This window comes from Pedobacter arcticus A12, assembly GCF_000302595.1.
Taxonomy (GTDB): Bacteria; Bacteroidota; Bacteroidia; order Sphingobacteriales; family Sphingobacteriaceae; genus Pseudopedobacter; species Pseudopedobacter arcticus.
Map to the genome: position 1 here is coordinate 554543 of NZ_JH947125.1, position 22638 is coordinate 577180.

18 protein-coding genes are annotated in these 22638 nt (G+C 36.3%); 3 read left to right on the plus strand and 15 right to left on the minus strand.

What is annotated here, in order from left to right:
- Positions 1 to 95: 95 nt before the first annotated feature.
- From B176_RS0103635 to B176_RS0103675, 9 genes are all read right to left on the minus strand, one after another.
- Entirely contained in the window at positions 96 to 302 is a 207-nt protein-coding gene (locus B176_RS0103635; protein WP_017257415.1) for a CcmD family protein, read from the minus strand.
- Positions 303 to 337: 35 nt separating this feature from the next.
- Positions 338 to 1000, minus strand: a complete 663-nt coding sequence (gene ccsA / locus B176_RS0103640) for a cytochrome c biogenesis protein CcsA (protein WP_017257416.1) — start codon at positions 998 to 1000, stop codon at positions 338 to 340.
- 12 nt (positions 1001 to 1012) lie between these two features.
- Positions 1013 to 1672, minus strand: a complete 660-nt coding sequence (locus B176_RS0103645) for a heme exporter protein CcmB (RefSeq protein WP_017257417.1) — start codon at positions 1670 to 1672, stop codon at positions 1013 to 1015.
- Between the two features lie 29 nt (positions 1673 to 1701).
- Entirely contained in the window at positions 1702 to 3618 is a 1917-nt protein-coding gene (locus B176_RS0103650) for a response regulator (protein ID WP_017257418.1), read from the minus strand.
- A 122-nt stretch (positions 3619 to 3740) separates the two neighbouring features.
- Positions 3741 to 4547, minus strand: coding sequence for a CheR family methyltransferase (locus tag B176_RS0103655; protein ID WP_017257419.1), 807 nt, complete (start codon positions 4545 to 4547; stop codon positions 3741 to 3743).
- Between the two features lie 119 nt (positions 4548 to 4666).
- The gene (locus B176_RS0103660; protein ID WP_017257420.1) at positions 4667 to 8101 is read right to left on the minus strand and encodes a response regulator; all 3435 of its coding nucleotides are present in this window, start codon (positions 8099 to 8101) and stop codon (positions 4667 to 4669) included.
- Positions 8102 to 8196: 95 nt separating this feature from the next.
- Positions 8197 to 8529, minus strand: coding sequence for a gliding motility protein GldC (gene gldC, locus B176_RS0103665; protein WP_017257421.1), 333 nt, complete (start codon positions 8527 to 8529; stop codon positions 8197 to 8199).
- Positions 8526 to 8795, minus strand: coding sequence for a hypothetical protein (locus tag B176_RS0103670; protein ID WP_017257422.1), 270 nt, complete (start codon positions 8793 to 8795; stop codon positions 8526 to 8528). Before B176_RS0103670 ends, gldC begins: the two co-directional genes overlap by 4 nt.
- Positions 8795 to 10126: a DEAD/DEAH box helicase gene (locus tag B176_RS0103675; RefSeq protein ID WP_017257423.1), complete on the minus strand. Its 1332-nt coding sequence runs from the start codon at positions 10124 to 10126 to the stop codon at positions 8795 to 8797. The genes B176_RS0103670 and B176_RS0103675 overlap by 1 nt, the downstream gene beginning before the upstream one ends.
- A gap of 210 nt (positions 10127 to 10336) precedes the next feature.
- Between B176_RS0103675 and B176_RS0103680 the strand changes: the two genes are divergently transcribed.
- Complete coding sequence (locus B176_RS0103680; RefSeq protein WP_017257424.1) at positions 10337 to 11671, plus strand: dihydroorotase; 1335 nt, start codon at positions 10337 to 10339, stop codon at positions 11669 to 11671.
- 552 nt (positions 11672 to 12223) lie between these two features.
- Complete coding sequence (locus B176_RS0103685) at positions 12224 to 14041, plus strand: DNA polymerase III subunit gamma/tau (protein ID WP_017257425.1); 1818 nt, start codon at positions 12224 to 12226, stop codon at positions 14039 to 14041.
- Between the two features lie 223 nt (positions 14042 to 14264).
- On the opposite strand, the gene B176_RS0103690 is transcribed toward B176_RS0103685, so the two are convergent.
- The gene (locus tag B176_RS0103690) at positions 14265 to 15191 is read right to left on the minus strand and encodes a cobalamin-binding protein (RefSeq protein WP_017257426.1); all 927 of its coding nucleotides are present in this window, start codon (positions 15189 to 15191) and stop codon (positions 14265 to 14267) included.
- Between B176_RS0103690 and B176_RS0103695 the strand changes: the two genes are divergently transcribed.
- A complete protein-coding gene (locus B176_RS0103695) occupies positions 15186 to 16880 on the plus strand; it encodes an ABC transporter substrate-binding protein (RefSeq protein WP_017257427.1) in 1695 nt (564 codons plus the stop codon). The genes B176_RS0103690 and B176_RS0103695 overlap by 6 nt on opposite strands.
- Before the next feature lie 230 nt (positions 16881 to 17110).
- On the opposite strand, the gene B176_RS0103700 is transcribed toward B176_RS0103695, so the two are convergent.
- The 5 genes from B176_RS0103700 to B176_RS0103720 all read right to left on the minus strand — a co-directional run bounded on the left by B176_RS0103700 (position 17111) and on the right by B176_RS0103720 (position 22576).
- Positions 17111 to 19213 (minus strand): TonB-dependent receptor, encoded by a 2103-nt coding sequence (locus B176_RS0103700; protein ID WP_154647877.1) that lies wholly within the window; start codon positions 19211 to 19213, stop codon positions 17111 to 17113.
- A gap of 107 nt (positions 19214 to 19320) precedes the next feature.
- On the minus strand, positions 19321 to 19995 hold the full coding sequence (locus B176_RS0103705; protein ID WP_017257429.1) for a hypothetical protein: 675 nt from the start codon (positions 19993 to 19995) through the stop codon (positions 19321 to 19323).
- Complete coding sequence (locus tag B176_RS0103710; RefSeq protein ID WP_017257430.1) at positions 19992 to 20444, minus strand: hypothetical protein; 453 nt, start codon at positions 20442 to 20444, stop codon at positions 19992 to 19994. Before B176_RS0103710 ends, B176_RS0103705 begins: the two co-directional genes overlap by 4 nt.
- Positions 20445 to 20537: 93 nt before the next feature.
- Positions 20538 to 21674, minus strand: a complete 1137-nt coding sequence (locus tag B176_RS0103715; RefSeq protein ID WP_017257431.1) for a lactonase family protein — start codon at positions 21672 to 21674, stop codon at positions 20538 to 20540.
- Between the two features lie 95 nt (positions 21675 to 21769).
- Entirely contained in the window at positions 21770 to 22576 is an 807-nt protein-coding gene (locus B176_RS0103720; RefSeq protein ID WP_017257432.1) for a murein L,D-transpeptidase catalytic domain family protein, read from the minus strand.
- Positions 22577 to 22638 lie beyond the last annotated feature (62 nt).

Here is a 22638-nt window from a genome sequence, read left to right on the forward strand (position 1 = left end):
AAAATACGATTGGCTGTAAAGATTTCTAGAACGAAGCCTATCTGCGTTTAAGTTCTGTGCTAAAAATCTGCGATTAGCGGTAACGAAAGTCTTGGCTAATTCCCTTTTTCGAGTTTTTTTAGTCTCCTGTCAATACTGAAAAGGTACAGAATGAAAGCGGTAAATAGAAGTAACATTACAGCTACAACAACATATATTTTACCTGACGACCTAAGCTCTTCGGCCATTTCAACACCGTTATTCTGCGCAAATACAGTAAAAGAACTGATAAGGGCGATCATAAATAAAACTGTCTTTTTCATAATAGATATGCTAATGGTTATGCTTTCGCTGATGATTAGATTTGGTTCTTGATGTTTTCTAGTTTTCTGATGCGGAAACGGATATTCATGATCCAGATGGCAATTCCAATCCAGCCTAAAACAGCAGGATAAAAAACAAAACGCATATTACTATCTAGATCATATGCACCAAAACCTGGGTTTCCACCGTTACCGGGATGTAAAGAGTCTGTTAAACGTGGTAACACAAAAAGTAAAACCACCATTACTGGAAAAGCAAAAATGTTATAAATGGCCGATATTTTAGCCCGCTTTTGTTCCTCGTCTAAAGAGCTGCGCAAAACAGTATAAGCTAAGTACATGAGGGTTGCAATTGCTGCACTGTTTAGTTTAGGGTCATTAGGCCATGGAGAACCCCAAGTGAAGTTTGCCCAAATCATTCCAGATAGTAAACCTATAAATCCAAAAAGTAAACCTGTATTTACGCTTTCTACGGCAATTAAATCATATTTCTCATCATTTGTTTGCAAATATCTGATGCTGTTTACTACCGCTATGGTATAAATAACAATCATTGCAAACCACATCGGTACGTGAAAGTATAAGTTTCGGATGCTTTCGTGTAGGATGGGAAGCATAGGAACTTTTAAAAGTAAGCCAGTAACTACGCTGTAGAGAACAAATACCGATGCTGTGATTTTCCACCAGTTCTTAGACATATTTTTATGTTTTTAATCTCGCCAAAGGTAAGGAAATAGTAATAAAGAAACAGTGATAACAATCAAATTAATGGCAGTTAAAACCCCTATCTCATCTAATGATACCGATCTGTCTAAACCGTCCATCGCGTTTTTTGAAAGTTTGATGATTAGGATGATAACGGGTATGATGACTGGAAAACTTAATATTGCCATTAAGGTGCCGTTATTGTTTGCTTTTGAAGCGATGGCAGAGATCATGGTAAACACGCTTGAAAAGCTGATGGCGCCCAGGATAACTGCTGCAAAATAAAGCAGCTTATCACCAACCTCGTTCTGGAATACAATACTATAGAAGAAAAGCGCAATGGTAGACATTAAAATCATCAACAACATGTTGTAAATGATTTTGGCAATAATTATAGCTTGCGGACTAGCGATTTGGTAATAATACAATAATCGCCCTTTACTTTCCTGTACAAAACTTTTGGTTATGGCATTAATGGCCGCAAAAAGCATAATGATCCAAAATAATGCATTCCACACTAGGGGAGGAGTGGTTTTGAACGAGAGGTAGCAAACAAAAACAGTGGAAACTACGTAAAGCAATATCCCATTTAGCGCATATTTTGAGCGCCACTCTAAAACCATTTCTTTTTTAAGCAGATACCTTATTTCTGTGATCAGTTTCATGAATGATTTTGCAGATTGAGCAAATCTAATTAAACAACTAAAACTTTGCTGATAATTCGATGTAAATCTTCTAAAACAAAAGGTTTGGTTAATATCTCGTTCATACCAGCGGCAAGTGCGGCTTCTTTTTCTTCTTCTAATATGGCGGCAGAAAGTGATATAATTTTGATGTCTTTTTTAGGAGACTGAAACTCGGATCTGATTTTTCTTGTAGCTTCAAACCCACCCATTTCTGGCATGTGCGTATCCATTAGTATCAGATCGAAATCCTGCTTTTGCAATATCTCCACTGCTTTAAAGCCAGTATCTACGGTGTAAGTTTCTACTTCCCAGGATTTTAGAATTTTATTTACCATAAACTGGTTTACCAGGTTATCTTCTGCAATTAAAATTTTAATACCTTTAAAGGGTGTTAAGCCTTGGTTAAACTTAATCATTAAGCCTGCATTATCTTGATGCAGTTTGAAACTTGCCGTAAAAGTAAATACACTTCCGTGGCCAACAACACTTTCTACGCTTAATTCCCCGTTCATTAAACCAACAAGCTTTTTAACAATGGTTAAACCTAAGCCTGTGCCTCCGTATTTGATAGCAGTTTCTTCGTCTGCTTGCTCATATGATTCAAATACGTTTGCTAAACGGTTTTTTGGGATGCCAATACCGGTGTCAATGACCTCAAACTTTAAATTCACAGCGTTTTCACGCATTGATTCTTTAGTTACACGTAATGTTACCTTTCCTCTATTGGTGAATTTAATGGCGTTGCTAAGCAAATTCATTAAAATTTGGTTTAGCCTTAAGGCATCGGCAATGATATAATGAGGTACTTCTGGGGATATCTCTAGCTTTAATTCAATTAGTTTTTCATCGGCTTTAAACCTTAAAATATCGGTTACGGACTTAAGTAATTCCTTTAAATTGATGTCTTTATTTACGATCGAAAATTTGCCAGACTCTATCTTAGAAATGTCTAAAATGTCATTTACTACGCCTAATAAAGATTGAGATGAAATTTCGAGTAATTTAATCATCTCCAATTGAGCGGCAGTTAACTCCGTATTTTGTAGCAGGTTAGATATGCCAATTATGCCATTGATTGGTGTGCGAAGTTCGTGGCTCATATTTGCCAAGAAAACCTCTTTTACTTTTTTTGCTTTTAAAGCTTCGTCTTTTGCCTGTATCAGTTCTGTAGCGTATTCTTTTTGATGCGAAATATTACTTGCATTTAAGAAAAAGATATCAGCTTTAAAAGTAACTCGACACTCAAACCAGATTTTTTCACCTGTAAAATTAACAAACCGGGTTTCAAACGAGGTGGTGATTTTCGACTTTGGGATTTTGTTTAGGTTAGCGATAAAATCTTGTTTCAGATCTTGATCAACAAAGTCGGTTATTTTTTTATCAACAAACTCGACCTGTTTATAGCCTATAACTTTTTCAACAGCCTGGCTTGCTGTTTTTATTCTAAGATTTTTTGCATCTATAGCGCAGATGATATCTGCACAGTTGTTAATAACGATAGCAAAGTTCTCAAGCTCTTCGTTTTTTTGTTTAACAAGGTTTTGCGCAGTGGCAAGCTGTATAAATGAATCTACTTTGGCCGCTGTAATATAAGGGTCTAACGGTTTGTATAGATAATCGATCCCACCGGCGTTATAACCCTTAACTGCATACTTTGATTCTTTTGATATAGCGGTAACAAAAATAACTAGAATGTCTTTAGTCCTTGGGTTTGCTTTTAGCATATCAACCAGCTCAAAGCCATCAATATCTGGCATTTGAACATCCACTAACGCAATAGCTATATTGTTTTCCCAAGCTAGTTTTAAAGCCTCATTTGGAGAAGTAGTTGTGATAATGTTTACATCTGCTCTTTGAATTAAAGCTGTTAAAGCGATAATGTTTTCCTCCCGGTCGTCTACAATTAGAATATTTGTTTTTTGCATGGATTAAAATAGTGCAACAGAAATGTGTGAATAAAATTTCTATTTGCGTTAGTCAACTATACTTATTGGTTTAACGTAATAATCACCTTTTTGGTTCTCATTTGTTTATTTAAAATAGCGAATTATAAAACTCGCTGATAGATATTCTGTTTTTTGTCAATTAATTTTAGTCTTTTCTTCAAATCTTCACTTCTAACGACTTCTTTTGAGCCCAAGCAAAGGAAACCGAAAACACATAAGCTATCTATCAATAGTTCGAGTACTCTGTTTTGGAGCTCGGTATTGAAATAGATCAATACATTTCTGCAGCTCACTAATTGAAACTCATTAAAAACACCGTCAGAAATTAAATTGTGTATAGAAAACAAACAGTTTTTACGCAGTTCTGCGTTGATGATGGCGTTGTCGTACTGTACCGTGAAATAATCTGAAAAAGGTTTTACTAATTTAATTGCTGCGTAGTTTTGCGCAAAAATCTTCATCTTTTTTAACTCATATATCCCACTTCTGGCTTCATCAAGTACTTTTGTGTTGATATCTGTACCGTAAAAAAAAGATTTCTGATAAATAGCTGAATCTTTAAAAAGTATGGAAAAAGAGTAAAGTTCTTCGCCGGTAGCAACGCCTGCATTCCAAACTTTTATGCGTTGGTATGATTTAAGGTAAGGGATAACATTTTCTTTTACACTTTTAAAAAAATCGGCATCTCTAAACATTTCCGTCACGTTTACGGTAATATCATTCACCAAAAGGCGTAAGAAATTGCTTTCATTGATGATTTTGGCTTTTAAGTCGAAAACTGATAGCGAAAATTTTGACATCAGTGCCTCAAAACGCCGTTTTAGGGATGCTTTACTGTAATTCGAAAAATCGAAATCGTGGATGTTTTTTATGAGCGCCACAATTTCTTCTAAGTCTTTTTCACTCATTATTGTTTATAGTATTGAGGTGTGAGTATTGAGTATCAAGATGTGTTAAAATTAATCTTTCTTCATTCTATCATTCAAAATTAATTCACTCATTCTCTCATTCAAAATTAATCCTTCTCTCACCCTGCTAACCAAACTTTAATTAAGCTTAAAAGCTTATCAACATCAACTGGTTTTGTGATATAATCGTTAGCTCCCGCAGTGATACAAAGGTCTCGGTCCTCTTTCATTGCTTTCGCAGTTAAGGCAATAATCGGCAATTTGCTCCATTTTGGGTTTTGTCTGATTGCTTTCATGGTTTCATAACCATCCATTTTGGGCATCATAATATCCATTAAAACCAAATCTAACTTTTCCATTTCCTCAATTTTCACCAGTGCTTCTTCCCCGTCATTTGCAATTTCTACTTTAAAACCATACCCGTCTAAAACGGCACTTAAAGCAAAGATGTTACGCATGTCATCATCCACTAATAAAATAATTTTATCTTTTAGGCTTTCGGTGTTTACGTGGTTTGTTTTGGTTTTTTGTTTGCCCTCTTGCAGTTTAACCTGGTGTAAGAAAAGGTTTACCTCGTCTAAAATTCTATCGCTTGATTTTGTTGATTTCATTACCGTAGCGTCTGAATATTTTAGCAAACGGTTCGTTTTTTCCTGATCAAGTTCCATAGCAGTGTTGATGATCACTGGCAGATGTTTATAGTCTTCGTTCTCTTTAATCTGTTCCAAAAGATCTATGCCCGAAACATCCGGAAGGTGTAAATCCAGAATCAAACAATCAAAAGGTTGTTGCTTTAACAGCGCTAAGGTTTCTGCTCCGGTAAAAGCCTGTTGAACGTTTATATTTCTACTTCTAAACATTTCTGCAAGCGCATCACTTTGCACTTGGTGGTCTTCTACCAATAAAATATTTTGATAGCTGGGTGTAGTGCCACCAGTATTAATTTGGTTAAAAACATGGTCTAAAGCATTTATATCAATGGGTTTTTTAATGAATGATAATGCACCTGACTGAATCGCCTTTGCGCCCCGCTGATCTCCTGCCGACATAATATGCACAGGAATATGTGCGGTTTTAGTGTTCGATTTTAGTAATTTAAGTACTTTCCATCCATCAATGCCGGGGAGCATTACGTCTAACAAAATTGCATCTGGCTGTAAGTTGAGCGCTGTATCAAAGGCCTGCTCTCCGTTGTAAATTTGGGTTACTTCAAAACCTTTATTTTCTCCGTAATTTTTTAGGAAATCGCTAAATACTTTATCGTCTTCAACTACTAATAGAGCGTGGTTTTCTGTACCAGATTTTCTGGTAACTTCTAATGGTGTATTGATTTTTCCTTCAAGCTGTGAGAAATTTGAAAAATCAGCCAATTTAGTTATTCGCTGTTGTTCCAGTTTAAGGGCATCAGCTTGTTTAAGTGGGATAATTAATGAAAATTCACTTCCTTTTTCAACCACACTTGATAGGGTAATTTCGCCACCCATGTATTTGGCTAATTCTTTTGAGATAGATAAGCCCAAACCAGTGCCACCAAACTCCCTACTGGTAGATCCGTCGGCCTGCTGAAATGCATCGAAAATGAGTTTTTGTTTTTCTTCCGAAACGCCAATACCTGTGTCGCTTATCTCAATTTTTAGTTTTTCGGGAGTATTTAGCGTAAATGAAACCTTAACTTCTCCATTAGCTGGTGTAAATTTAAAGGCATTAGATAACAGGTTTTTAAGAATTTGTTCGGTACGGAATCTATCAATTTCTAGCGTTTGGGGCAGGTTTTCTTCAAAAGAGAAATGGTATTTGATGTCTTTTGACTTTGCTACTTCGGCAAATAATTGCTTCAGATCATCTGCTATCTCTTTGATCTCAATAGTTTCATAAACCAGCTCTATTTTGCCAGATTCTATCTTGGCTAAATCTAAGATATCGTTGATTAACTGCAGTAAATCATTTCCAGATTTGAATATTACGTTTGCATACTTTTCTTCTTCTGCAGATAGGTTATCGGCTTTATTATCTTTTAAAATCCTAGCCAATATTAAAATGCTATTCAACGGAGTCCTCAGTTCGTGGCTCATATTTGCCAAAAACTCAGATTTGTATCGGCCACTGATTTCTAGTTCTTCCATTTTTAACACAATAGCCTCCCTAGCTTCCTCAATTACTCGGTTTTTTTCTGAGAGCAATTTGGCCCTTTCTTCAAGTTCTGTATTGGATTCTCGTAACTCTTCTTGTTGAACCCTCAATTCTTCTTCAGAAGCCTGCAACATTTCCGTTTTATGAATTAACTCTTCATTGGTTACCTTAAGTTCTTCTTGTTGGCTTTCTAATTCCTCAGCTTGATATTGGGTCTCTTTAATCAAAGATTTCATCTTTACCCGATCTTGTGAAGCGTTTATACCCACACCAATAATTGAGTTGGCATTGTCAAGCAAGGACAGCACTTTTTGAGGTATTGGCGACAAAAAGGCTAGTTCCATCACAGCCTTTAAATTTGATTGAAAAAGTATGGGTTCAATTAGTAAATGTTTGGGTTTTGTACTACCTAAGCCTGATTTGATTTTGAAATAATCTTCTGGTACGTTATCCCAAATTTTTCTGTTTCTTTCGTTCGCAACTTGCCCAATAAGACCTTCGCTAACGGCGATTTTGTTACTATCCGTCCCAGAAAAAGCGTAACCCGCAGACTTAATGAGTACATCTGAATTTTCGTCGTCCACTAAATAAATAACACCCATTTCTGCACCAACATATCTAGCGATCTCATCTAGTAAACTGCGTGTTCTTAGGTTAACATCCTGTACGCCACGCATGGCATCATCAATTACTGCAGAACCAGAAATTAACCATGTTTTTTCCTCATTTTGTTTAAATAATCGCTCCAAATCAATATTGCTCAAATTCAACTCTTCTTGAGCCTTTAGTTGAGTTGCAAAAGCATTTCTGATGAATTGGAAAAGCACTAAAATAATCAGGAATATTAAAACAGAACCTCCAAAAATTGTAAGAATGGTTTGTTGAATTGATTTTTCGGAAGCTTGCTTTCTCTTAACTAATAAATCCCTTTCTATATTAATGATTTTGTTAATCTGCGAACGGAACGCATCCATTTGTGTTTTTCCAACAACAAGTTGTTCAACCAAAAGGGAGTTGGCTAGATTTTCACTTTTTTTAGTTTCTATTACTTTTGCTAAATGCGTAATTCTGTTTTTGATTAAGACTTTTAGCTTTTCGGTATTTGCAACTTGTAAAGAATTATCTGCAACCAATACGTCAAGGTCTTTTAGGTCTAGTTCTAATTGATTAAAAGCGTTTTTATAGGGCTCTAGAAATTCTATTTTTTTTGTTAATAAGAATCCTCTTTGCCCAGTTTCCGCATCAATTAGCAATTTTGTGATACTTTCGCACCTACTGATTACTTTTTCTGTTCGGGCTACCCAATCTTGGTCCTTACTCACATTTTGCAAACTTTTGTAAGAACTGTAACCAACCAAAAAAACCAAGGTTAGCGACAAGCTGATGCCTATTAAGATCCAAGTCTTAAAACTTATTTTTTTCATTCAAAAGAAAATTTATCAGGAGAAGGTATGAATATTTAATACAAAAAAAATCCTAAAAATAAATTTTAGGATTTTTAAGTTGGAGTTGTGGCGTGTTACTTTTCCATGATGCCCATTTTATCGGCAAAATGTGCGCAGTAATCTCGTAAATCTTCAACAATATTTTTTTCGCCAGTTGCTCTTAAAAAGCTATCGCCCATGGTTTGTAAGGTTTCATAAAAAAACCTTTTCATTTCATCGGCAGGCATATCTTTAGTCCATAAATCAATACGTAGGCTGTTTTTGAAATTATGATCCCATAAAGCCAACATCATTGATTTTACTGCTAAGGCTTCTTTGTTTTCCGAATCTGTAGATTCCCAGGTAATATTTTCTGGGACATTGTTATCATCTAATTCTATTGTTAATTTAATCTCTGCTTTTTTCATCTTTTTTGAAAAATAATCATCAATACTACTATTATTAAAATGAATGAACCTTGTATCAACCAGATCCATTTTTTACTTTCTATAAACCGCCTAAAAAGAAGGTCGGTTAAAAATAAAATAACTACTAATACTAAGGTGTATGCAATTTTAACTCCGTTTCCTATTCCTCTTGTCTCTGTTTCTAGACCTAAAATCAGATATGCGGCATAAGTGAAACAGACTGCAATTACCAAACTTAAAGGGGTGAGCTTTAACCTATCCAGCATTATTTGTATTTTTTCTTTTTTGCGTCGCTCATTTTCATACCATTAGCTTTTGCTCTGCCAGCATTAAATTTCTTTTTTTGCGATAAGGTCTTTTTTTCATGGAAAGCACCTTTAAAGTCCGGGTCTTCTTTCCGTTTTTGATCGTCAATCTGTTTGTCTATTGCTTGGCGCTCTTCATACGGAGTCTCTTCAATGAACACCTTTTCGGGTATATTTGCAACCGTAATTTGTTGACGAATCAGTTTCTCTATTTTATTGATGAAGTGCTGTTCTGCAGGATTGCAAAAAGTAACCGCTTTTCCTAAATTATAAGCTCGGCCCGTACGTCCGATTCGGTGCACATAATCTTCGTAAATCACCGGAACATCGAAATTGATCACATGGGTGACATCAGAAACATCAATGCCACGGGCAGCAACATCTGTAGCAACCAAAATTCTTACCTCATCATTTTTAAATGCGTTGATAGAATTTATTCTTGTGTTTTGTCCCTTATTAGCGTGTAAAACTTTTACATGAGTATCGTTAAAACGGCGCAATAAAAACTTGTAAACATTCTCCGCGTTTGCTCTGCTTCGGCAAAATATAATCAGTTTTTTTACTTCCGGGTCATCCTCCACAAAAACTTTTAGCAGGTTGATTTTTGTTTTAAAGTTGGGGACATGATATAGAACTTGCTCAACTGTGCTAGCCGGTGTAGCTTGTGGGGTAACCTCAATTTTAGTTGGCCATAATAAAAAATTTTCTGCTAATTTCTCTATCCGCTCACTCATGGTTGCAGAAAAAAGCATATTCTGACGTTTGCGTGGAACCACTTCTAAAATTTTATTGATCTGAGGCATAAAACCCATGTCCATCATTTTATCGGCTTCGTCTAAAACTAAAACCTCTAATTTTTTGGTCACGATATGTCCTTCCAAGTAAAGGTCCATAAACCTGCCAGGTGTGGTAATCAAAATATCCAGACCTTTTTTTAGTGCTTCAATCTGTGTTTTTGGACCTAAACCGCCGTAAAGAACAAAAGAACGTAAATCGGTGTTTGCAGCGTAAATTTTAACATTTTCCTCAATCTGCATGGCCAGTTCGCGAGTTGGCGCAACAATTAACCCGCGGATATCGTTCCCTTGAGCGTATTTCAGCTTCATAATCATGGGCAAAACGTAAGCTGCAGTTTTCCCGGTTCCGGTTTGGGCAATGCCTAAAACATCTTGGCCGTTTAAAATTGGCGGAATGGCTTTCTCTTGTATTGGAGTTGGTTGCGTGTAACCGGCATCTGCAATGGCAGTTAATACCTGTTTGTTAAAACCAAATTCCTCGAATGTTTTTGACATGCCGCAAAGATACGATTGTAAAATTAATTAATGAGAGATTAAGGAAGGACGGAAAAACGGAGTAATGTAAGGAATGAAGATTAGGGAGCAGATTTTTTCTTAGAAAGAATCGACCTTGCGCTTGATTTTAGCTATAGAGAATGATGGGATGACTTTGACTTTCAGGTTTTAACTTTTAACTTTCCACTTTTAACTCTCGAATCTAATATAATGGCAAAATACCTGATAAAAAATGCAACAATAGTTAACGAAGGCAAACAAGTGGTTGCTGATGTATACATCAATGAGCAAAGAATCGAGAAAATTGGACAGAATTTATCTGCTAGCGGAGCTAAAGAAATTAATGCTGAAGGCAAATATCTTTTTCCGGGGTTTATTGATGATCAAGTACATTTTCGCGAACCGGGATTAACACATAAAGCCGAAATTTACACCGAAGCTAAAGCAGCGGTTGCAGGCGGAATTACCTCTTTTATGGAGATGCCGAACACGGTTCCTAATACGCTTACGCAGGAATTATTGACTGATAAATATGCGATAGGCGCTAAAAAATCTTTGGCGAACTATTCGTTTTTTATGGGTGCTTCTAACGATAATTTGGAAGAAGTTTTAAAAACAGATGTTAAAAACGTGTGTGGGATTAAAGTTTTTATGGGTTCGTCAACAGGGAATATGTTGGTAGACAATGAAAAAACCTTGGATGGTATTTTTAAAAATGCAACGATATTGGTTGCCACTCATTGCGAAGACGAAGCAACCATTAGAAGAAACCTCGAGATTTTTAAAGAGAAGTATGGCGATAACTTAACGCCAGAAATGCATCCCTTGATTCGGAGCGAGGAAGCTTGTTATTTATCCTCGTCTTTGGCGGTGAGTTTGGCTAAAAAATACAATACCCGTTTACATATTCTGCATATTTCTACCGGTAAAGAAACTTTTTTGTTCGATAACAAAACTCCATTAAAAGATAAGAGAATTACTGCGGAAGCGTGTATCCATCATCTTTGGTTTGCTGCGGAGGATTATAAAACTAAAGGGAACTGGATTAAATGGAATCCTGCAGTAAAAACTGCCGTAGACCGCGATCAAATTTTACAAGCAGTTCTGGATGATCATATTGATGTAATTGCTACCGATCACGCACCACATACCATTGAAGAAAAATCTCAAGTTTATTCAAAGGCGCCTTCTGGAGGACCATTGGTACAACACGCTTTTAATGCTTTGTTTGAACTTTACCATGAAGGGAAAATTAGTTTGGAGAGGATAGCGGAGAAAACTGCGCATAACTTAGCGGTTTGTTTCCAGATAAAAGATCGTGGGTTTATTAGAGAGGGATATTTTGCTGATCTAGCGTTGGTAGATCTAAATTCTTCTTACGAAGTAAATCGGGGTAATTTGCTTTCTAAATGTGGCTGGTCGCCGTTTGAAGGGCAAAAGTTTAACTCTAAAATTACCCACACTTTTGTAAGTGGGCATTTGGCTTTTGAGAATGGTGTTTTTGATGAGGGAGTTAAAGGAGAGCGTTTGAGTTTTGAACGCTAGCTTTTTTGACTACAGAGATTACAAAGATGAACATAGCTGTGTGGTGGTTTTTACCATAGAGGATGCCTAGGTCACAGGGTTGGCTGGTTCGTTTTTCGGAACCGGTTTTATTCAATTTTAGACTTGCATTAACGATAGGAGTGGTATCCTTTTTTTGTTTTTTAGCTTTGGTGTGATGAAAACAAAAAAAATATAGCGGAAAGCGTGTTAAAATGCCCTAAAAAAAATCGGACAACAAAAAAGCGGTATAGTTTGGGAAACTACCGCTTTTTAACACACCTATTCGAAATATATAAAGACTTTACGTCTTTACGGGAGAGCAAATTAAAAAATCCTCAATACATCTTTAAACAGGTAGTTAATGAAACCTTTGATGAATTTATACCTGTTTGATAATTTTAAAAGCATAGCGCAAAAGTCCGAAAATAATTTGACCTCTATATACGTAGTAATACGGATTTTTTGAAAATACCTAGAAGTGGGTAGGCTTTATTTTTGAACATTCAATTTAAAAAATTGCACAATCGGCAACATCTTCCTACTTTAGCAACGATGGAAAATTTTATAGTTTCTGCAAGAAAATACAGACCTGTTTTATTTGAAAGCGTTGTTGGGCAATTGCATATTACCAATACTTTAAAAAACGCGATTAAAAATAACCAGCTTGCACAGGCTTTCTTGTTTTGCGGTCCGCGTGGGGTTGGTAAAACCACTTGTGCCCGAATTCTAGCTAAAACCATCAATTGCACTAATCTTACGCCACAATTTGAAGCTTGCGGTGTTTGTGATTCGTGTATCTCGTTCCAAAACGGAAATTCTTTCAATTTTCATGAACTGGATGCGGCATCTAATAACTCGGTTGACGATATTCGTAACCTAATTGACCAAGTGCGCATACCGCCACAAGCCGGAAAGTACAAAGTTTATATTATTGATGAGGTGCACATGCTTTCACAGAGTGCCTTCAATGCGTTTTTAAAAACGTTGGAAGAACCGCCTTCTTACGCTATCTTTATTTTAGCAACTACCGAAAAACATAAAATTTTACCGACCATTTTATCCCGTTGTCAGATTTTTGACTTTAATAGGATTAGGGTGGAGGATATGGCTAATCATTTAGCCAGCATTGCAGTAAAAGAGGACGTAACCTACGACATGGACGGTTTACACCTGATTGCGCAGAAAGCCGATGGTGGATTGCGTGATGCTTTATCCATGTTTGATCAGATTGTGAGTTTTTCTAATAAAGTGCTCAACTATCAGGCGGTAATTGATAATTTAAATATTTTAGATTACGATTATTATTTCAAACTCACAGATTTATTGCTTGCGCAGGATACGCCAGGTGCACTTTTACTATTTGATGAAATTTTAAATAATGGTTTCGATGGTAATCATTTTATCACTGGTTTAGCATCGCATTTACGCAATGTGCTTGTGTGTAAAGATGCTTCGACAGTTAAATTGTTGGAGGTAAGTGATAACATCAGACAAAAATATCTGGAACAGGCAAAGCAGGCTCCAGCTTCTTTTTTGATCAGTGCTTTAAATATTGCCAACCAGTGCGATTTAAACTATAGGATTAGCAAAAACCAGCGTTTACAGGTTGAATTAACCCTCATAAAGATCAGCCATCTGGCGCAGGCTTTACAGCTAAGCCAAACCGAGAATGTTCAGCTTTTAGCTGAGCAGCTAAAAAAAAAACCTAAAAGTTTAGTAGAAGACGAGCAGGCTCCTTATCAAACTGGCAGTACAATATCGGCTATAAAGCCAGTTGTAGAGCCATTAGTTGCGCAATCGGTTAAAAACGATACTTCAGAAAGGGTGGTTGTGCCCGCTATTCCAGTTATTCCTAAGTCTACGCCACCCCCAATTATTGCGGGTCAATCATTATTGAATAAAAGTTCAAAAACTTCTTTAATTCCAAATTTAAGAGACCTTAGCAGTATAAAATCTGAGGAAGAAAGAAACGAGGAAAAAGTTGTGGTGAGTGGTGCAGAGCGAAACCCTTTTACACAAGAAGACTTGATGAAATGTTGGGTAGATTATTGTGACATTATTACCGAACAAAATAAAATGAATTTGGCTTCTATTATGAATAGTTACACGCCAATTTTAAAGGAGGGTTTTCGGATAGAGTTACCGATTGAAAACAAGCTCCAAGAGAATGAACTGGTTTTTGAAAAAATTGATTTGCTGAACTACTTGCGTACCAAATTATTGAACTTTCAGATTTCTTTAGACGCTGTTATTACTGAAATTAAGGAAGGCAAAAAGCTTTATACTTCTAAAGATAAATATCAGCACATGGCGGAGAAGAATCCGGCTTTGAATGATTTTAGAAGAATATTTAACTTAGATTTGAGTTAGGTACGTATTCTAACCACAGAGGTCACAGCGTTTTTTACAGAGATTACGGAGGTATTTATCTGTTGAGCGGAGCGGAAGGTTAACCACAGAGGACGTAGGATTCACAGATTTGGGTTGCTATTTTTAGGCTTTTTCTCTCTCCACCGTGTCGACGATAGGAAACATCTCACAAATAGGTAACAAGGTTTAGCCTTTAAGTAATAACTTAAAAAGAATATCCTAACTAACTCTCAAACTTAATCCAGCCTTTACCCTCGTAGCCAAAAGATAAATATTTAGGGGTGATGATTTCTGCTAATATTTCAATGGTGTCCACAATCCGAGGACCACTCCGATTAAAATAAGCGTTACCATCGGCAATGTAAACACGATTGTTTTTTACAGCTTCTACATCTCGCCAGCCGGGTTGGTTCAATAATAAATCTATTTCCTGCAAACTTCTGCCAATGGTAAAACCGCAGTTAGCAATTACAATCACATCAGGATTTGCATCGTAAACCTGTTGCCAATCTACAAAAGGCGAATGCTTTCCGTTTTCTGCTAAAACAGGTGTTCCACCAGCAATTTCTACCAATTCCGGAATCCAATTTCCCGCAATCATCAAGGGTGAAAGCCATTCAATCATGGCTACTGTTGGTTTATCCGGGAAAAATTTGAGTTTATGTTTTACTAAATCAATACGTTCTTGTAAATCTTCAACCAACTGCTCTCCGTTTTTTTCTACATCCAGCGCAATGGCAACTTCTTTAATCTCTCTTAGAATATCAGTCAAAGTATTGGGTGATAAAGAAATTAGTTGTGTGTCTTTCGACAATAAATCGCTCAAAGCATTTTCTACATCTTTTTCTGATACTGCACAAACCTTGCACTGGTCTTGCGTAATGATTAGATCAGGTTTTAAGGACTGGATTAATTCCTCGTCAATTTTATAGATAGACAGCGTATCCGTTAAAATTTCTTTCACTTGGGCATCTATTTCTGCATTATTAGCACCAGAAATAAATTTCGCATCCGAACATACGGGTAAATGCTGAATGCTTTTTGGGAAATCGCACTCGTGTGAACGTCCTACTAGGTTTCCTTCTAAACCTAAAGCACAAATAATTTCGGTAGCGGCCGGTAATAAGGAAATAATTCTTTTCTGATGCATTTTAAGTATTTTGCCAAAGATAAAAATTTGAATCTTTCTATGCGATTTAATGACGATAATCATCTGTTTTTTAAAGTGATGTTCCTGCTTTTTTCTGTAGGACTGTTGGCCTGCGATCATCAAGATGAATCCACAGAGAAGAAGGTTTTTTATATCAACTTAGATCAAGGTTTAACTTCGTTAGACCCAGCTTTTTCGCGTAACCAAAATGTACTTTGGATGACGAATCAGGTTTTTAACGGTTTGGTGCAGATTGACGACAGTTTAAATATTAAACCTTGTGTAGCTAAAAGTTGGGAGATTTCGACGGATGGAAAAACCTATACTTTCCATTTACGGAAAGATGTTTTTTTTCAGGATGATGATTTGTTTGAAAACGGAAAGGGAAGGAGGGCAGTTGCTTCAGATTTTAATTATTCTTTCTCAAGAATTATTGACCCTAAAATTGCCTCGTCTGGTGCATGGATTTTTAATGATAAGTTGAGCGGAAAAGAAGCTTTTATTGCACCGAATGATTCTACTTTTATTATCCAATTGAACAAAGCTTTCCCTCCGTTTTTGTCGATGCTTTCTGCACAATATTGCTCGGTAGTTCCTTTTGAGGTGGCAGATCATTACGGAAAAGAATTTAGAACGCACCCCGTTGGTACTGGGCCTTTTAAGTTTAAATACTGGAAAGAAGGAGAGGTTTTGGTGCTGTTGAAAAACGAAAATTATTTTGAAAAAGACAGTGCTGGCAATTCTTTGCCCTATTTAGATGCTGTAAAGGCAACGTTTATTCCGGATAAGCAGACTGCCTTTATGGAATTCCTGAGAAAAAAACTAGATTATTTTAACGGAATTGACGGGAGTTATCGTGATGATATTTTAACGAAAAGCGGTAAAATGGTTGCCAAATACAAAGGGAAATTTCATTTGCGTAAAGCACCCTATTTGGATACCGAGTATTTGGGAATGTTGGTGGATAGCAATCTCGCCATCGTAAAAAAGTCGCCTTTAAAATACAGGAAAGTCCGCCAAGCGATTAATTATGCCATTAATCGGGAGCGTTTGGTGAAGTATCTCAGAAATAGTGTGGGCATTCCCGGAACTTCTGGTTTTGTACCTGATGGAATGCCGGGTTTTAGCAAGGAAGCTGTAAAAGGTTATCACTATGATCTGGAAAAGGCCAGGCAATTATTACGAGAAGCTGGATTTCCGAATGGAAAAGGTATGGCAGAAATTACCTTGAGTACCACCACGAGTTATAAAGATTTGATTGAATTTATACAAGGCGAATTGAGTAATGTGGGAATAAAAGCGAAAATTGAAGTTAACCAGAGTGCGTCGCTACGCGAAGTGATTGCCAAAAGACAGGTTAATTTTTTTAGAGGAAGTTGGATTGCGGATTACGCCGATGCGGAGATTTATTTATCGATGTTCTACTCTAAAAACTATGTACCTATTGGCCCAAATTATACCAGTTTTAATAACAGAGAATTTGATCGTTTGTATGAGCAGATGTCGCTTTATAGAAATGAAAAAGAACGGTTTAAGCTTTACCAAAAAATGGATCAAATTGTGATGAACGAAGCGCCGGTGGTGGTTTTGTTTTATGATGAGTCAGTGAATTTATATCAGAATAATATTAGTGGTTTGAGTGCGAATGCACAGAATTTGTTGGTGTTGAAGAGGGTAAAGAAAGATTAATTGTTTTCTTATAGAACGTTGTAGGCTTTTGCGCACATAGCTTTCCTGCCCTCATGCCGGGCATTGGCAGTCACTTTTTTTTCCGCAAAAAAAGTAACCAAAAAAACTCTCGCCTGCGCCCTTTGCTAGGGAAGGAAGTGCTTTTATTTTATTCAGCTGTACCGCAAAGGCCAAGGGCGAATAAAATGGTTCACTCAGGCTTGTGCTAACCGAAGTTGGCGCTCTTGCTTTTAAATCCTCAAACTAATACCTCCAACAAAACTTCTTTTAGCAGCAGGGTTGAAATACCTAGCTCCAAAAGCATTCAAATCATTCCCTAAACTGTAATTGGTGTTTAAGATGTTATTTGCGCCGAAACTGAATGTTAAGCAGTAATCTCTAACTGATTTTTGCCAGCTAAGTTTAGCATCCAACAAATGATAGCTTTTTGCAAATACAGTTTCCGCATCATTTAAAGAGGTTTTACCGTTATATTGATGTTGGATAAATAAATTGATGTTTTTCTGAAAATTGAAATTTACGGAACTGCTGAAATTTGCTTTTGGAATCCCGGTCAATAGCTTTCCGCTAAAATTATCGCCACCAATCACATAATCCCTAAATTTGAAATCGTTCAAGGTTACAGCTGTACTAAAATCAATTTGTTTAAAAAAACCAGAATTGTTTTTGAGTAAATTGGCGTTCAGTTCAATTTCTAGTCCTTTTTGGTTGGTCCCGCCGGCGTTGACGTAAAAGTCTTGGTCGTTTGGTGCTACTCTACGAACGATGGCGTTATTCAATCGGTAGTAGAAAGCAGAAATATCTAGATAAACACGTTCAAATGGCGTTCTAGTTCTTAAACCTAATTCATAGTTCCAGCCGTTTTCCGCTTGTAAATTAGGGTTTATAGTAACATCAGAAGCTCTTATTTCGTCTTTTGTTGGGGTCGAATATCCTCTGCTTACAATTCCTCGCAATACGGTTTGCTTTCCAATTAAGTAAGAGAGCGCTACCCTCGGCATCAGCTCTGGATTTAACTTTACCGTTCCAAACGTATTGCTTTGTGATTCTGGTAAAGCTTCGAAACCATATTTTGCGAAATTTAAACTGGTGGAAAGCTCAGTACTCAATCTTTCATCCAGTTCAAACTTTAACCGTGTAAATAAAAATTGAGATTCATTTTTAATTAAGTCTGCCGCTTGGATGTTACCAATTTTACCTTGGTTGTTGTCGTAATTTCTAACTTCTGAATTGGTATGTTGATATTCGTAACCCAAATTCCAGTTGTATTTTAATTTCGTATTCACTTCTTTTTGGTAGCTCACAAAAGTCCGAACGGCCCAACTTACTTCCTTTCTTTTCTCATAATTGGTAATGAAGGGGTTTTCGAAGTCAACGTCTGTTCCGGACAAGAAAACGCTGTGCTTCCAGTTTTTGTTGAACTGGTATTGGTGTGTTATCCCACCGAAAAAAGTTTGATTGTAAATTCCTGCTTTTTGTTCCGCTGCACTTGGAACTCTATCGCGTGGTGGTTTTGCTGGAATTTCTGGTCTCGATTGTTGAGGATTTGCTTGCAACTGACTGGCGGTTAATCCACCAGGAGTTTGATAGCCCAAATCACTGTAAAAGCCAGAGAATTTTAGTTCTGCTTTTGGGTTGTATTGAAATTTCTGTTGCGTTTGAAAATACGAACGTTTCATTAAACTTTGATCGCGGTAACCGTCTGCATACTGATAAGCTTGGTGAAAACTGTATTGATATTTATCGTAGTTTTTCCGGACGTGAACATTTTCTCCGAAAAATCCATAGCTACCAGCACTCGCATTTACATTGATTTCGTCTTCCGTTCCTTGCGAATTTATCAAAAGCACACCACCCGAATTTGCGCCAAACAAGCTCCCATCAGGGCCTTTCAACACTTCGATATTGTTAATCGCAGATTGATCAATTAAATTCAGATAAGTGTTTCCACTTGCATCCGTTAGAGGTAATCCATCAAAGTAAACTTTCACATTTCTTACTCCAAACGGCGACCGTAACAAACTCCCCCGAATAGATAAGCGGTAACTTCCCGGAGAACGTTCTTCCATTTTTACGCCGGCAACGCTATTCAATACAGGCAACAAAGAAACGCTCTGATTTTGCTCGATTTGTTTTTTGGCAATTACCGTTACGGTAGATGGAAGGTTGAAAAGCTTGCTATCGGAGAGGTATGCTTTTACGGTGACTTCTTGTAGGGTTTGGGTGCTGTCTTTTTTAAGGGTTTGGGCTTGTGTAGTTTGGGAGGCTAGTAAAAAAAAGAAAATTGAGAAAGCGAATTTTATAAAACAGTTTGAGTGAATTTTGAGAAACATTTTTCCTGGCTTTTTTAAGATAATTTTCAATCAACATCTATTTAAGCTCTATACGTGAAATTAAAAGAGCGTGGAGGTCTCTCAAATAACAATAGTCAATTTATTAGTTACTGTAAAATTTGTAAATGCTTATTCTGACCTTGTAATCTTTCTTCAGCTATAATATACTTTTTATTTCTGACATCGAAATATTCCCCTTTCACACTAATTGAATATATCGGAAAAGAAGCAGTCGTCAATATTGGTACTTTTAAATTGCCACCGTTACGTTGAACAATCTCATTTATAACGACATCAATAACTTCAATTTCTCTTTCGCGAAGCATTTTTTTGTCAATCAACTCTTTTGAGTTTAAAACAGTAACGGTAACCTTAACGATTATTTTATTTACTTCTGCGTTGCCATAATTTGTGAAGGAGACTATCAAATAATTTCCGTCGAAAAGACTGTCTTCAAAGTTAAATATAGGTTTGAGTATTCCTTTCATCTTTGTCGCTAAACTCAAATCCAAATATTTTAAAGAGAAGGTGTTTTTTGAATTCGTGAATTTACTGTTCTGAAATTGCATAGGTCCTGATTCAATTATTTCTTTTAAAATACTTAGTTCGCTTTTTAAATAAGCATCCTGCTGGTAATCAGTTTGTTTTTTTATTTGTCGAAATGTTAAGTAGGTGTATATCACGTATATTACTACTAAAATCGTTCCAATAAGTTGTGCTATTTGATTAGCGTCTTGGAGCCAGGTTCTCCATGTTGAAATTGAACTGTCTATTAAAATCATTTGGAAATGATTTTAAGTAGATCATTGTTGATTTTATTAAATTCTGAAAATCTTTTTATCTCCGTTTGATAAGCTAAAGTCCTTAAATCACCTCCGTAAGATATCGTGAATTTTAAAAAATCAGAGTTTTTTGTAGTACCATTTTCATTTACTATTTCCCCATAGTCAGTTTGTAAATAAAGCATATTCACTGATTTGGTTAGGACTGATAAATAATCGACAGTCGTACGAGTAATCACAATATCGTAGATTAGGCTTTCGTTATAGAACATTATTTCTAGTTCTAATCCATCTGTTTTTGCGCTTTTTTTTAGTTGGTGAAAAGAATTTAGACAAGAGGTATTGGAAAGGGACGATTGAATCTCTCGAAATAAGTCAAGGTTCTTCTGAGAAGGTTGAATTGTTTGCAAAGTTGTAAAAAGCGACGATAATAAAAGTTGACCTGTCATGGTTTAAATTTTCATAAATATATATAATTTAACAACTAGTAGTTGTTTTTTGTAACTTGAAAATTATCGAATAGCTTACAAAGCTAAATCCAGTTAGTTTTTCACCTCCACAAACTTCAAACAAACCGGTGAACCCACGTTGATTTTTTCTCCTGTAAAACTCAATAATCCCGTTTTTTGATCTCGTCTAAAAACAAAAATATCATCGGTATATTGATGCCCAACCAATAAAAAGTTATCAGTAGGGTCAATCGCGAAATTTCTCGGGCCTTTGCCTTTGGTACTTTCGTTTCCAACTTTGGTAAGTTTGCCGTTTTTCTCTATTTTAAAAATCCCAATATTGTTAGCAGTCCCACGGTTAGTGGTGTACAAAAACTTGCCATCGTTGCTTAAATGGATGTCAGCACCGCCATCTTCACCTTTGAAATCGGTTGCGTTTGAGTTGATTTCTTGTAATAGCGTAGCCTTATTGTTTTTGTAATCAAACACGGAAACGTAAGGCTTCATTTCGTTCATCACATAAAGCTTATCCCCTTTTTTATTAAACGTAAAATGGCGAGGACCAAAACCTAGCGCAACTTTTATATCTGATGATTTTTCTGATGTTAGAGGTTGTTTTTCGTTGCCATTGTATTTATAGGCATTTACAAAATCAGTCCCTAAATCGGCAACGTATAAAATACTACCGTCCGGCGAAAAAGTTGTGGAGTGAACATGGGGCTCATTCTGTCTTTTTTTATCGATGCTATTGCCGGCATGTTTGATCAGCTGACTAACTGGAGCCAAACTTCCATCTCCTTTTATAGGGAAAACACTTAAACTCCCGCCACCGTAATTGGCAGAAAAAGCAAATTTACCATCTTTAGAAAGCGTAACATGGCAAGGACCTGGACTGGTGGTAGGTTGTGAATTGATAAATGATAATACACCATTTTTTGCATCGAAATTAAAAGCACTGACACCGCTTTGTTTGCCCTCCGCTTCGCTAACGCTGTAAACCTTTGTAGCATCATTGTTAATTGCCAAATAAGAGGGATTTACAACACCTTCCGTTTTGGATTCAAAGCTCAACTTCCCCGTTTCGGTATTGAATTTATAAACAAATAAACCATTGTTTTGCGTTTTTGTATAGGTTCCTATTATTAAGTGGTAGTCCATAGCTTTTGATTGAGAGAAGCCTAACAAAGGAATAAAAAATGCCAAGCTTAATACTGCTAATTTTAGTTTCATGAATAATGGTTGTTAAAAGGTGATGCAATATAGCCAAAAAACAAAAAAAGCTTCCCAGAAATGGAAAGCTTTATATAAACAATGTTTTTAAAAAATTACAAAGAAGCTAGGTTGCTAAAATTTTGATTTAAAGTATTTGTAGCTAAAAGATTCGACTCGTATTTGTCGCTGTTGCCGTTAATAAAAAAACAGGTTTTTCCTTTGATCAACTCAATTACTTTTGCGTTTAATTCTTCAGAAACTGCTGGGCAACCATAGCTTCTGCCTAATCTTCCGGTGCTTTTGATAAAGTTTTCACTCACATAACTTGCGCCATGTACAACAATTGCTCTTTCTCTTGCTAAATCATTAATACCTTTATCTTGTCCGTCTAATTTTAGTGAAAGACCGTGTTTGCCAAAGTAGGTTTCGCTAGCTATATAAAAACCTAAACTGCTTTGGTGCGATTCTGCAACATTTGAAAAATTATCAGCCATATTAGCACCACTCCCTTGCCCGTGGGCTACGTAAGTGTTTAATAAAAGTGTTTTGGTTTTTAAATCAACAATCCACATTCTTTTTTCGGTACTGGGCTTGGTAAAATCAATAATGGTGATGATGTTTTTACTATTGCTGAGCGCATTCTGGTTTTTTAAATTCATAAAGCCAGTAACCGCTTTTTCAAAAACTGGCAAAGCCAGATTAGACGCTTTTAAATGTGTTTCTTCGTAAAGGTTGTTGACAAAATTAGTAAATGAAACCTGCTCGGTAGCTTGAGCGTTGGTAGTATCTTGTGAAATATTTTTTGGTTGGTTATTGGTTTGGTCTTTTGATGTTTTCCAGCTTAGGTTTAAAAACATAAAACCAACAGCTAATAACATTAAACCTTTGATCGAGTAAGTTCTGAATTTTCTATTTCTCATAAATCTCATAATTTATCTCCCGTTTTATTGTTAATGCTCGTTTTTAGTGAAAGTAACCTCTT

Coding starts and splice junctions, on each gene's coding strand:
- B176_RS0103635 (WP_017257415.1), bottom strand. CDS start 302: ATGAAAAAGACAGTTTTATTTATGATCGCCCTTATCAGTTCTTTTACT.
- ccsA (WP_017257416.1), bottom strand. CDS start 1,000: ATGTCTAAGAACTGGTGGAAAATCACAGCATCGGTATTTGTTCTCTAC.
- B176_RS0103645 (WP_017257417.1), bottom strand. CDS start 1,672: ATGAAACTGATCACAGAAATAAGGTATCTGCTTAAAAAAGAAATGGTT.
- B176_RS0103650 (WP_017257418.1), bottom strand. CDS start 3,618: ATGCAAAAAACAAATATTCTAATTGTAGACGACCGGGAGGAAAACATT.
- B176_RS0103655 (WP_017257419.1), bottom strand. CDS start 4,547: ATGAGTGAAAAAGACTTAGAAGAAATTGTGGCGCTCATAAAAAACATC.
- B176_RS0103660 (WP_017257420.1), bottom strand. CDS start 8,101: ATGAAAAAAATAAGTTTTAAGACTTGGATCTTAATAGGCATCAGCTTG.
- gldC (WP_017257421.1), bottom strand. CDS start 8,529: ATGAAAAAAGCAGAGATTAAATTAACAATAGAATTAGATGATAACAAT.
- B176_RS0103670 (WP_017257422.1), bottom strand. CDS start 8,795: ATGCTGGATAGGTTAAAGCTCACCCCTTTAAGTTTGGTAATTGCAGTC.
- B176_RS0103675 (WP_017257423.1), bottom strand. CDS start 10,126: ATGTCAAAAACATTCGAGGAATTTGGTTTTAACAAACAGGTATTAACT.
- B176_RS0103680 (WP_017257424.1), top strand. CDS start 10,337: ATGGCAAAATACCTGATAAAAAATGCAACAATAGTTAACGAAGGCAAA.
- B176_RS0103685 (WP_017257425.1), top strand. CDS start 12,224: ATGGAAAATTTTATAGTTTCTGCAAGAAAATACAGACCTGTTTTATTT.
- B176_RS0103695 (WP_017257427.1), top strand. CDS start 15,186: ATGCATTTTAAGTATTTTGCCAAAGATAAAAATTTGAATCTTTCTATG.
- B176_RS0103690 (WP_017257426.1), bottom strand. CDS start 15,191: ATGCATCAGAAAAGAATTATTTCCTTATTACCGGCCGCTACCGAAATT.
- B176_RS0103700 (WP_154647877.1), bottom strand. CDS start 19,213: ATGTTTCTCAAAATTCACTCAAACTGTTTTATAAAATTCGCTTTCTCA.
- B176_RS0103705 (WP_017257429.1), bottom strand. CDS start 19,995: ATGATTTTAATAGACAGTTCAATTTCAACATGGAGAACCTGGCTCCAA.
- B176_RS0103710 (WP_017257430.1), bottom strand. CDS start 20,444: ATGACAGGTCAACTTTTATTATCGTCGCTTTTTACAACTTTGCAAACA.
- B176_RS0103715 (WP_017257431.1), bottom strand. CDS start 21,674: ATGAAACTAAAATTAGCAGTATTAAGCTTGGCATTTTTTATTCCTTTG.
- B176_RS0103720 (WP_017257432.1), bottom strand. CDS start 22,576: ATGAGAAATAGAAAATTCAGAACTTACTCGATCAAAGGTTTAATGTTA.